Below are 14,402 nucleotides of genomic sequence, written 5' to 3'. Positions count from 1 at the left end.
AACACGCGAGGGAGTACCTGTGGTGGAGAAGACGTAGTCACCCACCCGCACGTCATTGGCGGGCACAATCACCACATCATCGACCGCATCAACGATGTTCACGCGTTCCTCATCGATCATGTCCCAGCAATCTCCTTCGTATGGAACCGGATATCTTGCCGATATTTTCGGGAAGTTGCACACGAGTCCTCAGCTGATGATGTCGTCGAGCTGGGTGAGCAGCGTACGGAGCTGTGAATGAGTCAATCCGATGGTGGCTGGGCCGTCGTGGCCACACAAGACGGCCGGGCCGTGATAGGCCTGCCAGGTGAATCCATACCGGCGGGCTAGGGCGGTGGCGATGGGATTGACCGGTTGTTGGTAGATCCCTTCGTCATCGACCCACATGTCCAATGCGCTCGTGAGGGCAACGAGATCGACTGTTTGGCAGCCAATCTCGGAGTACAGCGTATGCAAATAATCATCACCGGGGTGCAGGGAAATGTCTGCGAGGGTGCCGTCTGGGTGGATGACGAGGGCGGTGGTTGCGTGGGTTTCCACAACCGCAACCTTACATCTAAACGGCTGTAATGTCAAGGGTGTGGTAAGGATAGCGTCGAGAGACGCTTGTGCGTTGTGGCACTTCAGAGCAACAATGGTATATTTTCCGGTATGAATTCCTCATATGAATCCGATGCTGTGATCGGCGATCTTGGCGAAAAGATCGTCAACGGCATTGCCGCAGCCGTGCGCGACACACGCAGCGATCTGGCAATGTACCGAGAGCTGCGCCCTGCCTGGGTCGCCGAGCACTCCGAACGCGGGCTGGCCAACTGGATTCACGACCGCATGTGGGTACACCTGCAACAACACCTCGAGCACCTGCCCGAGTGCGCATTCGTCAACGACGAGCCCGAGCGCCGTTTTCGGGTCGCTGACCGTTACCACTTTCGGGCCAAACGGCACGACGAGTACGGATCGGTCGCGACATACTCAACCCAAGGCGCGCTGGGGTTCATGGAACAACAACTCACCCTCGAAGGCATGCACGAAGTGCGGTTGCTGCTGGGCTACATCTGGGAACGTGAGGAACGCCAGATCCGCGACGCCGTCATTTCCCTCCGCGACTCCAAAGACAACGTGATCTGGTTGGTGACATTGGCCGAACCGGCAGCAACCCAACAAGCCCTAACCCCGCTATCGCCGGCCACCCCCACCATCGATGGGCCCAGCCTGCCCGACGTCATCACCGGGGAGGAAGACACTGGTACGACGGCCGTCGGCGACGATAACCAGTGAATAACTTGGGCGAGCTTCTGGAAACGCTGCGCATCGCTCGCGGCTGGACACAAGCGCAGCTAGAAGAACAGACCGGAATCCGGCAGGGAACGCTATCTCGCTACGAGAATGGGCTACGCGAGCCCGACCCGGCAACCATGGCCGAACTGGCGAAAGCATTCGGCGTTACCACCGAATTCCTGCAACGAGGTCAACACCGGCGCGCAGCGATGGCGGTCGACGCCCACATGCGTCGGCGGGCCACCGCCAAAGCGTCGCTATGGCGACAGCGTGAAGCCCAACTCAACGAATACCGACTGCACGCACGCGCCCTGTTCGAGGAAGTATCACTACAAGCCGAACAAATCGTGCCCCGATTCGACGGCGAAGATCCCAGCGCCGCAGCCCGGATGACACGCATGCAATGGCGCATGCCCGTCGGCCCGGTTCGCGCTTTAATGCACTGGCTAGAAGCCGCCGGATGCATGGTGATCGCCGAAGACTTCGGCAGTCCTCGCCTCGATGGCCTCTCCCAATGGATTGACGAACACCCGATGATGCTCATCAACACCAGCGCCCCAACCGACCGTATGCGATGGACACTTGCCCATGAGCTTGGTCACCTTGTACTTCACAGCGAATACCTCACCGGCGACGTCGAAGCCGAGGCTGACGAGTTCGCCGCCGAGTTACTCATGCCCGCCGAGTCGATCCGACCCAGCCTGAGCAAACCCAACCTCGGAAAACTGCTCGACCTCAAACAGGAATGGGGCGTTTCTATTGCCGCTCTCATCCAACGCGCACACACCCTCAAAACGATCACCCCCGCCGAGCGGACCCGCTTGTTCAAGATGCTCAGCGCCAAAGGCTTTCGCATTACCGAACCCGGTTCCGAACGCATCCCCCCCGAAAAGCCCCGCCTGCAACAACACCTGCGATCAACACTACAAGCCAAGGGACTGACCACCGCCGAAATCGCCCGCATTGCCGGATACCCATCCGACAGCAAGAACCAACTACTCCCACAACCCCAACGGCTTCGCGTCGTGTGATATCGCCTACTCCACTGTGACCGCATACCTTCCGAATTGCTCGCGGTCCGCACCGTTCATATGCGCCGAGGCGAAGCCTGTGTTGCGTGCGACGCATTCCGACGATCAAACACAATTCTTTAGAGAGTGGTGCTCCTCCGGAGGTCGGTGCGCGCACCTTGGCCTGGTCGCTGCCAGTTGTCAACAGTTTCAGGCAACCAGCCGAGGTGACGGATATCTGCACCGTCGGTTAGTTCACCGTCGGGCTGCGGTAACCGGCCCTCGGCGTGGTAGCGGCGCACTGTCCCGTGCGCAAGTCCGCGGCGGTTGGCGAACCCGCGCAGTGACAATAGCTCAATCACACCCCGACCTTACAACATATTTACGTACAGTAAATATGTTGTAAGGACTGATATGCCGAAGGCGCTCCCCGGTGATCACCTGCTAGTGGATTCGATGCGTCGTAGGCGCTGAGTTAGTCGCCGCAGGTGTGTTGCAATATGCTAGCATTATGCAACGTGCGGACAGTCTATCTGCGGAACGTGCCCGACGACGTCGTCGAGCGCCTGGAGCGACTCGCGGACCGTGAGCGCGTATCGCTGAACACCCTCGCGCTTCGCGAACTTGCTGAGGCCGCCCGCCGGGCTGACAACGCCGATCTGCTCGGTGGATTGCCGGACCTGAGTATCTCTACCGAACAGATCGTCGCGGCGGTCGACGAAGGCCGTGAGCCGCGGTGATCGTGGTCGACGCTTCGGCGGCGCTGGCCGCACTGCTCAACGCCGGCCAGGCCCGCGAGGTCCTGGCCGGTGAAGGGGTCTGGGTGCCGGAGGTGATTGACGTCGAGGTGGCCAACGGGCTTCGGCGCTTCCTTACGGGCGGTCACCTCGAGGACGAAGCGGCGCAGGCGGCGCTGACGGCCTGGCGCGGGCTGGGGGTGCGCCGCGTCAGTGGACTCGGCCTGCTTGGACGGGTGTGGGCGCTGCGCGAGGTCCTCGATGCGGGTGCGGCCACCTATGTGGCTTTGGCTGAAGCGCTTGATTGTGCCGTGGTGACCGCCGATGCCAAGCTCGGTGCCGTCGCGGGTGTGCAGTGTCCGGTAACGGTTGTAGCGAACTGAAAGGTGGCGAAAAGGTGCTGAACATACTGCAACGCAACGTGATCCGCGGCTACCTCGATAAGGGTCTGAGTCCAGAGGAGATTGTTGACTATCTAAGCCGTCTCAACGACCTGGAGCCGCTGGAGGTTGTCACCATCCGCTCCGCCGCGTACGAGCTCAAACCGGCAGTGGATCGGCGACCAGAGCGCTAGATGTGGTGTTTCACCACGTTGGTTACACGGCGCGGTATCTCGTCGGTATCGCCGACGTACCAGCGCACGAAGGCGGTGAGTTCGGCTGCCATTGACGTACCGGCGTGCGCCGTCGCTGTCTTGAACCGTTCTTTGAGGTCCGGGTCCGGTCGGAAATTGAGGCCTTGGTTCTTGTGCCGTCCGGTCATCAGCTGAGTATCGCGTGGTGGGTGGCCACTTGTCGACTTTGCGGTTAGACTCAATCGTGACGGGTGGCCATCCACCCTCTTTTCGTCACGTTGGACAGTTGGGGGACGATTTGGCCACGCCAACCTTGCGTCCGCCATTTGCGTATTTCGGCGGCAAGCAGAAGATCGCCGCGACGATCGCAGCCATGCTGCCCGAGCACACCCACTACGTCGAACCCTATGCGGGTGGACTGTCAGTGTTGTTGGCCAAGAAACCAAGTCGGCTCGAAACCGTTAACGACATCGACGGCGACATCGTGCACTTCTGGCGCATCCTGCGGGATCGTCCCGACGAATTAGCGCGCGTGTGTGCCCTGACCCCGCACTCGCGGGCGGAGCGCCGGGAAGCGTTGAACAGGCCCAGCGACCTCGATGACCTTGAACGCGCGCGGCGTATCTGGGTCTGCCTGGCCGAGGGTAGAACGGGAACTTTGCGTCCCACTGGATGGCGCTTCGACTCCGCTGATTTCGCGCACACCTCGATGCCTCGGCGCCTTGACGGGTACGTACGACGAATGGAAGCGGTCGCGTCCCGGCTGCGTCCGGTATCGCTGGAATGCCGAGAGGCGCTCGACGTGATCGCCGCCTACGGGAAGGGCAGGCGAACCTTGACGTATGTCGATCCTCCCTATGTCGGCGATGTTCGAGAGCGCAACTACCGCAACGAAATGCTGTGCTCCGACGACCATCGGGACCTGGCCAAGGCCTTGCATTCCTGCGCCGCAACAGTGGTCCTGTCGGGTTACGCATCCAAGCTCTACGACGTCGAGCTGTACGGCGATTGGTACCGCGTGGAACTGACCGCTGCGACGAGTCAGGGCGGTGTCTACAGGGGGCGCACCGAAGTGCTGTGGTCCAACCGTCCACTGCGGTCGTTCGCCATGCCTGACGTGGGGCTTTTCGGAGCCGGCGAGCAGACGTGTAACGAAACGCCGACCGCCCAAACCGAATGTAACGAAACTCGTTGTCCGGTCTGTGAAGGGGCCATTCAGCAGGCGCCCTCGGGTCGGCGCCGCATTTACTGCTCACCAGCGTGCCGGGTCCGCGCACACCGGCGAGCATCGCTGGCGGGCTGACCACCAGCAAGGTTGTCGGTCTCGGCCGCCATACTTCGGTCGAATCGACCTGGGAAGGGAGCTCAGGTTGTCCAGACGGTCGGGGGCAAGACGCGATGCCACACGCGAATGCGCCCTTGACCCCGCAAGGACGAAGACGACTGTGCGAACGCGTGGATGCCGGCCGTCCGATCGCGCACGTGGCAGCCGAGGCCGGGATCTCGCGGCGGTGTCTGGCCAAATGGCACGCGCGGTGGACCGAAGCGGGACCGGCTGGGCTGCTTGATCATTCGTCCACGCCGACCTCTTCACCCGGCCGGACCGGTCCCGAGATTGAACACCTGGTCGAGCTTGTTCGGCGGCAGACCAAGTACGGTGCCGCGCGCATTTCAACGGTCCTGCGCGATCAGCACCAGTGCACGGTCGCCCCGGTTACGGTGCACCGCATCCTGGTGCGCAAGGGCATCAGCCGGGTATCCGATCTAGACCCACCGACGGGCCAGCAGTTGCGCACCGTGATCCGGTTCGAGCATGACAAACCCGGCTCGCTGGTCGCCTCGGATATCAAAAAGATTGGCCGCATTCCCACTGGTGGTGGCTGGTGGGCGCACGGCCGCGGATCAGATGGGCACCGGGCATCCAAGCGGCGCGGACAGGGCACCGGAGCGGTCGGCTACACCTACCTGCATAGCGCCATCGACGACCATTCCCGGTTGGCCTACACCGAGGCGCTGGAGAACGAGAAGGGAGTTACCGCAGCCGACTTCTGGCTGCGGGCGGTGGTGTTCTTCGCCGAACACGGCATCACCACGATCCACCACGTACTCACCGACAACGGCGCGTGCTATCGCTCGCACGCCTGGGCGAAGGCCGTGGCGGACACCGGCACCCGGCACAAGAGGACCCGGCCTTACCACCCGTCAACGAACGGTAAGGCGGAACGGTTCAACGGCACCCTCTCCCGTGAGTGGGCCTATGCCCGTGAGTACGGCTCCGAGGAGGAGCGTCGGATCGCGCTGGTCGACTTTCTGAACTTCTACAACCACGAACGACCTTTTCTGGGGTGGCTGGACTGTTGTGTGACGTTGCATAGATCGGCGACACGGGCCGGTTCTGCAACAGATCTCCTGGCGTGTGGTGCTCGTGGCTGGTAGTGGTAAAGCTGCCTGCTGCGAGAGGAGATCGGGGTGCGGGCGTTTCTGGTGAAGTTGCCGTTGGGGGCGCGTTATTGGACGGTGCTCGATGAGGATCTGGCGGTGGTGGCCGAAGCGGATGCGTTCTTACAGCATGTCCGATTCGGCCGTGACTGCTCGGAGCTGACTACCAGGTCGTATGCGGGTGGCATCGCGTTGTTCCTGCGCTGGTGCGCTTGTACCGGCCGGCACTGGCATGACGGCGTGGCGGCGCTGGGGTTGTTCATTACCTGGCTGCGCCACGCCGGGCCGCAGGCCAGTGGTGTCGATCGTCTGGTGGGTGGGCAGGTCCTGGCGGGTCCGGGTGCGGAACCGGTGCGGGAGGCTCGACGGATCAACGGTGTGCTGACCGCGGTGCGGGGGTTCGTCGCCCACGCGGTGACTTCCGGGCAGGCGCCGAGCGAGCTGATGGGGTTGATCTACGAGCTGGCCGATGAGAGTGCCCTGCCGGCGCAGGCTCGCGGTGAGGAGCACCGAATGGCTTGGCGGATGCGGGCGCGGCATCGGTTGCACGAGCCGGAGGCGACGGTGGACCGGGCCAGCGATGCCGAGATCGTGGCGTTGGTGCGGGCTTGTCGGTCGGCGCGGGATCGGCTGATCGTGTTGTTGATGGCTCGTGGCGGGCTGCGCCGCGGCGAATTGTGTGGGTTGCGGCGTTCGGATGTTCATCTGCTGGCCGACTCGCGTGTGCTGGGCTGCGTGTTTCCGCGGGCTCACCTGCATATTGTGCGTCGTGACAATCTGAACGGGGCGTGGGCCAAATCCCGCCGCCAGCGGGTGGTGCCGCTGGATTTCCTGGTGGTGCAGGCTTTCGACGGCTACGAGTTCGAGCGGCTGGCTGTGCCACGGGCGGGTGAGTCGGATTTCTTGCTGGTCAACCTGTTTCGGGAACCTATTGGGGCGCCGATGCGCCCGGACGCGATCAATGAGGTCATCACCGCGTGCTCGCGGCGGGCCGGGATTGAGCATGTCACGCCGCATCGGCTGCGCCATGCGTTCGGCAGCAATCTGGCTGATGCGGGCAGCGGTCTGGATGAGATCGCCACTTTGATGGGTCACGCGTCGATGAGTTCGTCGCAGGTCTACTTGCACCCTGACCCCGTCCGGTTGCGTGAGGCCGTCGATCGGGTTCACAGCCCGCGTGAGTTGGCCGGGACCGACCGGTGAGCGTTGCGCAGGCGCTGGCACCGGTACCAGGCGCCCCTGCCGGGGAGCATGTGTTCGCCGGCGGGCGGATCGACCACCACGTCGGGCGGATCGCTGCCGTGGTCGACCCGGCCTTCCTGGCCGAGGCCGGCTGGGATCCTGCCCGGCAGATCCTGGTGTTCGCGCCGGAACATCCGCTGCTGGGGCGCCGAATCTGCCGCGCCGAGGGCTGCGCGACGACCGCGACCGCGGCGTCGGGAGTCTGTGGTTCGTGCCGCAAACGGCTCATCGAGAACGGGCTCGATGAGTTTGAGGTCGCCGCACTGCCGCCTCGGGAACGGCGCAGTCAGCGCCGCGGGCCGGAATGCTGCCGGGTGCCAGGTTGCGCGCGGGAGTGGCTGTCGCTGCGGTCGGGGTTGTGCTCGGCGCATGCTGAACAAAAGCGCCGCATGCCGGGAGTCGGATTCTCGGCGTTTCTCACGCATCAGACGGTGAAACCGCTTCCGCTGCTGCCTGATTGCTCGGTCCAGGCCTGTGTCCGGCAGCGGCGCCATCCCGCCGGGCTCTACTGCGATGCCCACCAGCAACGGCTGCGCAGCCTCCGGAAACAGGACCCGGGTCTCGACGAATCGTGTTGGCAGGTTACCGAATCGGCGATAGGACACGGCGGTGAGGTGAGCCTGCGTGGTTTGAGTCCGTTGGTGGTGGCGCAGCTGCTGGCGGGGTTGCAGCAGCGCTGCCGGATCAACGCGGTCAAGACCTGTGATGCGGTGCTACGGGTGCTGGTCAACGACATCCGCGCCCAGCGGGTGGCCTCGCTGGCTGACTACACCATCGGCGAGGACCGCGATCTGGAATTCACCGGCCTGGCCAACTGCCTGACAGGACACGCTCGCCGCGTGTTGTCGACCCCGGAAACCGAAGTCACCCAGGATGAATGGGATCTTGCAGTGTTCGGGCACAACGGCACGCTGTCGTTCACCGCCATCACCCAGACCTGGCTGCGGGAGGCGGCCAAACGGTGGGCCGCCGACGACCTACCTAGGCGACGTGTCCGGTCAGGGCGGCGCACCAGCGCCGGCATGGCGGTGCGCCACTACATCGGCTGCCTGGCGCGGCTGTCAGAGTCGTTGCGGATGCGTACCGATCGCGGTGAACACCCACAAGCGTTGGGCCGCACTGACATGGAGGCGTTCCTGCACCGGCTGGCCTACCTTGAATCGGGTGGGCAGATCAGCGGCGATGCCCGGATCCGGGCCTGCCGTGAGGTCCGCATCGTGCTCACCCGCATCCGCGCCATGGGCCTGACCCGCCCCGGCGGGATCGCCGCCGGTCTCGGCGAGGACTTCGCCATCGGGCAGTCGGACGTGCCCGCCGAACCCGAACCAGGAGAACCGAACCGGGACCTGCCACCGGAAATCATGGCGCAACTGTGCGCACACCTGGATCGACTGACCTCACCGCAGATGCGCACCGCCGTCGAGATGGCCATCGACACCGGTCGACGCCCCGAAGAGATCTGTGCCCTGGACTTCGACTGCCTGACCCGCGACGACGACGGACTACCCGTGCTGATCTATGACAACCACAAGGCCAACCGGCCCGCGCGACGCTTGCCGATCAGCGAGCAGACCGCCGCAGTCGTCATCGCCCAACAGCAACGAGTCCGGGCCCGCTACCCGCACACCGAGGTCGGTGAGCTGAAGCTGTTACCCACCGATCGGCGTAATCCCGGTGGCCGCCGTGCGATCACCGCGTTTTCTCTCGCGTTCGCCCATCGCAGCTGGGTCGACCGGATGCCGTTGCTGCACAACGCCGACGGCATCGAATACGACAAAGCCAAGATCGTCCTCTACGCCTACCGGCACAGTTACGCCCAACGCCACGCCGACGCTGGTGTTCCCGTCGAGGTGCTGCGTGAGCTGATGTCGCACCGCAAGCTCGAAACCACCAGTGGCTACTACCGAGTCGGCGAAACCCGCCGCCGCGAAGCCGTCGACCGCGTCACCGCAATGCAGTTCGACCGCCACGGTAACCGCATCTGGCGACAAGCCCAAGCGTTGCTGGACTCCGAACACGCCCGCCGCGTTGTCGGTGAGGTCGCCGTCCCGTTCGGCGTCTGTGCTGAACCGTCCAACGTCAAAGCCGGCGGTGGTGCCTGCCCGTTCCGCTTCCGCTGCGCCGGCTGCGACCACTTCCGCACCGATGTCTCCTACCTGCCCGACCTGCACGCTTACCTCGACGACCTGCTGCGCACCCGCGAACGCCTACTCGCCACCACCGAACTCGATCAATGGGCACACGCCGAAGCGATGCCCTCGAATGAAGAGATCCGCCGCATCCGCCGCCTGATCGACCAGATCAGCCACGGCCTCGACGAACTCGAACCCGAACAACGACAACAACTTCAACAAGCCGTCACCATTGCACGCCAACACCGCAGCGTCACACTCGGCATCCCCCGCACCCGCAACACCCTGCCCGACCTACGCCCGGAAAGAACCACATGACCACCAACACAGCCGCCGTCGACGCGATGATCCAGGGACGTCGAGCCGACTCCACCCGCCGCCGCCAACGTGTCCTCAGCGCGCTCGACAACGCCATCAACAACGGCGCGGAACTCAGCGTCACCGACATCGCTCGTCGCGCCGGAGTCGACCGCACCTTCCTTTACCGCCACCGCGACCTACTCGAACGCATCCACGCCGCCGAAACCGAGCCACCCGACAAACCAGACATAGGACCCTCCGTCACCCGAGCCTCACTTCAAGCCGACTTGTTCGCCGCCCAGCAACGCTGCGCCCGCATGGCCGCACGCATCCAACAACTCGAGACACGACTATCCGAACTGCTCGGCGAACAAGCCTGGCGCGCAACCGGACTCGGCGCACCCACCGACATCGACCAGCTTCAACAACGCGTCGTATCGCTCGAACAGCACGTCGTCGACCAGCGGCTACAACTTGAAGAACGAGACCAGGACCTCGCGGCCGCCCGCGCCGCGAACCGCGAACTGATGACAGGACTCAATTCGTCCCGGCCAACCGGATAACACATCCGACCAAACGCTTGCACAACACCTGTCGCGCACGATAACTTCAACGAACAGCCGCGGGACCTGCACAAATGCCGGAGATTTGCACCAGCTTCAGGCCAGACCCCCACAGAAGCACCGCCACGCCGCACTGGGACACCAGCCGCCAGCCAGCCGCGTCCCGCTGACGACCTACCGGCTGACCGCCACCGGAATCATCGTGCCAACCATCCCGGAACGTCCCCAGCAGCTGTCGTTTGATGACCTAACCGCGTAACCAATGTCATGGAATAGCACAGCTAGACCGTGCAGCAACACCACACCTAGGTGCCCCGCGCAATTGGGGCGTCTGCAGATTGCGCGCAGTTCTTCTGTGGCCCTTCTGTCTGCATGCAATGCCCGCGGCGAAAAAGGGCCAAGGCGGGGCGATCGTTCGCTCGCACGAGAGGGACGTGTCATTGCCGCTGGTACGGTGCGCAGGCGGACGGTCAGGTCGCTCGTTGATATATCCGATGCCGGGAAAACTGTCGACTTCAGAGCAGAATAATTGCAGGCGGCGCGCTGCTTTTGTGCGATATTCCGTTGTTACGATTTGCGGTATCCGACGAGAGGACCGCCGATGCGTGACCCTAGCCGCAACCGCTGTGGAGGTACCGGGCCGATACGCATCCGTGCCGGGGCGCGGTGGTCTGAGCGGGGGGGCAAGTCGCCGCTGATCAGGCTGCCCAGGGCCGATCGCCAGCCGGCATCTTGCACATGTCAGCTGTGATCGGTATCGCCACTCTCGTTGACTGCCCACCTCGATGCCGGGTGTTGCAAGGCGTGGGGGGAGGCGGCCTACATCGAACACGGAGGGCACCACGGAATTTGACATTCACTGCACGACAGGACGCTCCGATGACCGTTGACGCGTTCTGCAGCGAGCGCCGCACTCCAGCAGGATGATTGGGACTTCGTATGCGTGTACATCTGGGTGATTGGTGGGCCCGAGACGACGCTGGTAAGACGACCGCGCACCGTGTAGGCGCGGTGTTCCCGGACCTGCGTCACGAATCAGCCGGTGATGGGCGACCACGGCCGGACGTGATGCTTGATTACGACTACAGCTATTGGATACCGCTGTGTGAGTGCGGGATTCCCGCACCAGCGAGCGGGCGTAGCGAGTATCCCGCTATGTTCTCCACCTTCATGCCATGGGGTGACCACGAGCGATGCTCGGCGTGCGAAGTCCTCAGTCCGCTATTCGAATCGTGGATAAGTGAGGGGCAATTCAGGAGACGGCAATGAGTACATCCAAGATCGAATGGACCGAGGTCACGACATCCCGCAGGAACTCCCGAGGGCCACGGGGCGCCGAGAGCTGTTGGCATGCGGCAACCCCCGGGGACTCGTTGCACGCCATTGCCCTCGGTGACCAGTAATGACGCCACGTCCCCAGGCCATCACCAATCGCCAGCCCGAGACAGCGAGTGCGGCATTGACTGGCGGCCTCGACGAGGTGGACCACCCGGTTGCGCCGATTGCGTTGGCACTGCGTCCCCATCAGCAAGCAGCGTTTGACGCCGCGCGCCGCCATCTCGGTGAGCATGACCGCGTCACGATTGTGTTGCCCTGTGGGACGGGGAAAACGCTGCTGGGCCAGCGGCTGGCTCAAGACCAAGCCTGCCACGGTAGGTCCACTGTTTTGGTGCTGGTGCCGACTAGAGCGCTGCTCAAACAGACCGTGGACGTTTGGGTCAAACATAGCCGGCGCCGGGTAGCCGCGTTCGTGTTCTGCCACGACAGCACCGCCGGGTTCACTGATCACGATGGAGTTCGGGTCTCGACGAGTCCAGGCGCGCTGGCTGAGTGGGTTGCGCGCAGGCGCAGGGCCAACCGAGGACCCACTGACGCGCAGATCGTGGTGTTCGCGACTTATCAGTCCAGTCCGCGTATCGCCGATGCGCACCGTTATCACCATTTGCAGCCCTGGCACGCGGTGGTTGCCGATGAGGCCCACCGATGCGCGGGTCAGTACGAGGCTGCGTTCGCCACGGTGGTCGACGACACCAAGATTCCTGCCGGCGTGCGGATCTTTTTGACGGCCACGCTGCGGGTGCGCAAAGGCGCGGCCGAGGCGGTGTTCTGCATGGATGACGCGGCAGCGTTCGGACCGGTCGTGGCCCCGCTGTCGGTGCGCGAAGCCATTGATGCGCAACTGCTGTCGGACTATCTGATCGTTGTCGTCGCCGTCAGCGACGATCAGGTGCGCGATGCGATCACCCCAGCGGGGTCGGATGTGCGGGTAGGAGATCACGCGGTTCCGGTCGAGCGCGTCGCCGCCCAGTTAGCCGTTGCCGCGGCCGCCCGCACCTACGGGCTGCGGCGAATGATGGTGTTTCACAACAGTGTCGCTGAATCCAAAGCTTTCACCACATCGCTGCCCGCCATGGTTAACGGGCGCGTTGCTCATGTCGGGGAACTCGCGGCTTTGCATATCGATGGCGGTACCTCAGCGCGGCGGCGTGCCGAGGACCTTGAGGTATTGGCTGATCCCGGAGCCGGGCGGTGGGCGGTGTTGTCGAACGTGCGCTGCCTGGGGGAAGGCATCGATGTTCCCGCTCTCGACGGTGTAGTCTTCGCGGGCCCGCGAACCTCCCAGCTCGACATCACTCAATGCGTTGGCAGGGCCCTGCGATTGGATCCGGGGCGCGAAGACCCGGCCGTGGTGGTACTGCCGGCGCTTGTCGACGCCGACGCCGATATCGACGCCCAGGTGGCCGGCTCTCGGTTCCGGCATGTGTATCGCACCTTGTTGGCGTTGGCCGATCACGACAGTGAATTAGCCGCCGAACTAGCCAGCACCTATCGTCATGGCCGCGGGTCCGCGGCTGCGCCCGGCGGTGAGCGCGGTGGCAAGGTCGAGGTGCTCGACGTCAGCGGCACCCTAGCCGTCGAGGAACTCTACGGCGCGCTACAGCTGCGGGCGCTGCGGCTGCTGACTCCCAACTGGGAGTTCGGTTTTCAACAATTGCAAGACTATGTCGACGAGCACGGTGACGCTCGCGTGCCGTCAGGCTATGTGACCGCGGCGCGCTTCCCGTTAGGGGCGTGGGTGCGCGGCAACCGCCGGCGCCGCGCGCTGTTGACCCCGCAGCAAAGCACGGCACTGGAGTCTCAGCACGGGTGGGTGTGGAATTTGCATGAGGCGGCCTGGGAGGAGGCCTTCGCACGCCTTCGCGCCTATATCGACGAGCACGGTCATGCTCACATTCCGCGCGGATTTCGCTGCGATGACGGTTTTGCCCTGGATCAATGGGCCAGCGTGCAGCGTAGCGATCTAGCAGCCGGGCGGCTATCGGCCGACCGCGAAGAACGGCTGCGGGCACTCAAAGGGTTCTCGTTGCGGCCTCGGGACGCTCGGTTCGAGGCAGGGCTGAGCGCCCTGGGTGAGTTTGTCGCCAGCTACCAGCACGCGTGCCCGGCGCAAAGCTACGTCACCCCTAGCGGGTTTCGGCTTGGGCAGTGGGTGCACCATCTGCGGCGTCGGCGTAACCAGCTCAACCCCGAGCAGGCGGCGGCAGTGCAAGGCCAGCCCGGATGGCAATGGGATGTGCGAGACGCCAACTGGCACAACGGGCTGCGTGCGCTGGCGGCGTTCAAGGCCACTTATGGGCACCTGCAGGTGCCGCGCAGTTACCTCACCCCTCACGGTGAGCCGCTGGGTAAGTGGTTGGACAACCAGAAGATGGCCTTGCGTGCACGCACCCTTCCCCTACATCGGCGTGCCGCGCTGGCCGAGTTGGACCCCGTCTGGTTCGCTGCGGCTCGGCCGAGGCGTCTCAAGGGTGCTCCCATCGACCCCGCTGATGTTGGTGCATCCCTATCGGCCGGATTGGTGCGCCAATCGCCCCCGACGTGGAAGCGCTGGGTTCCCTATGCCGGGACAACATCCAGGCCGTCTTGCGGGGCTACCCGAACGGCTGGTTGTTGGAGGGAAGAGCTGAAATGACTTGTTCCGCAGTCAATTCGGCAACGCTGAACCGATCGGTGGTGACCGCCGGGCGGAGCGCTGACTCAATTATCGGACACAACCCAGGAGATGATTCCCGATGAGCCCCGGCTTCACGCTCGCCTCGCTGAGATCCGCCAGCAAAGCGGACGCA

At 63.9% G+C, this 14,402-nt stretch carries 13 protein-coding genes; 11 read left to right on the top strand and 2 right to left on the bottom strand.

The window, feature by feature from the left end:
* Positions 1–189: 189 nt before the first annotated feature.
* Positions 190–540, bottom strand: coding sequence for a DUF3846 domain-containing protein (locus tag F0Q45_RS19370; protein WP_188113032.1), 351 nt, complete (start codon positions 538–540; stop codon positions 190–192).
* A 111-nt stretch (positions 541–651) separates the two neighbouring features.
* Between F0Q45_RS19370 and F0Q45_RS19365 the strand changes: the two genes are divergently transcribed.
* The 5 genes from F0Q45_RS19365 to F0Q45_RS27890 all read left to right on the top strand — a co-directional run bounded on the left by F0Q45_RS19365 (position 652) and on the right by F0Q45_RS27890 (position 3,599).
* Positions 652–1,278: a hypothetical protein gene (locus tag F0Q45_RS19365; RefSeq protein WP_149655477.1), complete on the top strand. Its 627-nt coding sequence runs from the start codon at positions 652–654 to the stop codon at positions 1,276–1,278.
* Positions 1,275–2,309: a helix-turn-helix domain-containing protein gene (locus F0Q45_RS19360; protein ID WP_149655476.1), complete on the top strand. Its 1,035-nt coding sequence runs from the start codon at positions 1,275–1,277 to the stop codon at positions 2,307–2,309. Before F0Q45_RS19365 ends, F0Q45_RS19360 begins: the two co-directional genes overlap by 4 nt.
* 497 nt (positions 2,310–2,806) lie before the next feature.
* On the top strand, positions 2,807–3,028 hold the full coding sequence (locus F0Q45_RS19350) for an antitoxin (protein WP_149655474.1): 222 nt from the start codon (positions 2,807–2,809) through the stop codon (positions 3,026–3,028).
* Positions 3,025–3,408 (top strand): type II toxin-antitoxin system VapC family toxin, encoded by a 384-nt coding sequence (locus F0Q45_RS19345; RefSeq protein ID WP_149655473.1) that lies wholly within the window; start codon positions 3,025–3,027, stop codon positions 3,406–3,408. The genes F0Q45_RS19350 and F0Q45_RS19345 overlap by 4 nt, the downstream gene beginning before the upstream one ends.
* Before the next feature lie 14 nt (positions 3,409–3,422).
* Positions 3,423–3,599 (top strand): hypothetical protein, encoded by a 177-nt coding sequence (locus tag F0Q45_RS27890; protein WP_188113031.1) that lies wholly within the window; start codon positions 3,423–3,425, stop codon positions 3,597–3,599.
* On the opposite strand, the gene F0Q45_RS19340 is transcribed toward F0Q45_RS27890, so the two are convergent.
* Positions 3,596–3,787: a hypothetical protein gene (locus F0Q45_RS19340; protein WP_149655472.1), complete on the bottom strand. Its 192-nt coding sequence runs from the start codon at positions 3,785–3,787 to the stop codon at positions 3,596–3,598. The genes F0Q45_RS27890 and F0Q45_RS19340 overlap by 4 nt on opposite strands.
* A gap of 98 nt (positions 3,788–3,885) precedes the next feature.
* On the opposite strand from F0Q45_RS19340, the gene F0Q45_RS19335 reads away from it, so the two are divergent.
* The 6 genes from F0Q45_RS19335 (at position 3,886) to F0Q45_RS19305 (ending at position 14,248) form a co-directional block, all read left to right on the top strand.
* Positions 3,886–4,902: a DNA adenine methylase gene (locus F0Q45_RS19335; RefSeq protein WP_262491066.1), complete on the top strand. Its 1,017-nt coding sequence runs from the start codon at positions 3,886–3,888 to the stop codon at positions 4,900–4,902.
* Positions 4,903–4,997: 95 nt separating this feature from the next.
* Positions 4,998–6,035, top strand: coding sequence for an IS481 family transposase (locus F0Q45_RS19330; RefSeq protein WP_149655471.1), 1,038 nt, complete (start codon positions 4,998–5,000; stop codon positions 6,033–6,035).
* A 33-nt stretch (positions 6,036–6,068) separates the two neighbouring features.
* Positions 6,069–7,241, top strand: a complete 1,173-nt coding sequence (locus F0Q45_RS19325) for a tyrosine-type recombinase/integrase (protein ID WP_149655470.1) — start codon at positions 6,069–6,071, stop codon at positions 7,239–7,241.
* Positions 7,238–9,730 carry a tyrosine-type recombinase/integrase gene (locus F0Q45_RS19320; RefSeq protein WP_149655469.1) on the top strand — a complete coding sequence of 831 codons (2,493 nt, stop codon included), beginning with the start codon at positions 7,238–7,240 and terminating at the stop codon, positions 9,728–9,730. The genes F0Q45_RS19325 and F0Q45_RS19320 overlap by 4 nt, the downstream gene beginning before the upstream one ends.
* On the top strand, positions 9,727–10,275 hold the full coding sequence (locus F0Q45_RS19315; protein ID WP_262491065.1) for a DUF6262 family protein: 549 nt from the start codon (positions 9,727–9,729) through the stop codon (positions 10,273–10,275). The genes F0Q45_RS19320 and F0Q45_RS19315 overlap by 4 nt, the downstream gene beginning before the upstream one ends.
* A gap of 1,402 nt (positions 10,276–11,677) precedes the next feature.
* Positions 11,678–14,248 (top strand): DEAD/DEAH box helicase, encoded by a 2,571-nt coding sequence (locus tag F0Q45_RS19305; RefSeq protein WP_149655467.1) that lies wholly within the window; start codon positions 11,678–11,680, stop codon positions 14,246–14,248.
* The last annotated feature ends 154 nt before the right edge of the window (positions 14,249–14,402 follow it).

It is taken from the genome of Mycobacterium simiae (genome assembly GCF_008370645.1).
GTDB lineage: Bacteria > Actinomycetota > Actinomycetes > Mycobacteriales > Mycobacteriaceae > Mycobacterium > Mycobacterium simiae_A.
Note: the sequence above shows the minus strand (reverse complement) of the source record. Positions and strands in the feature narration are given on the sequence as shown.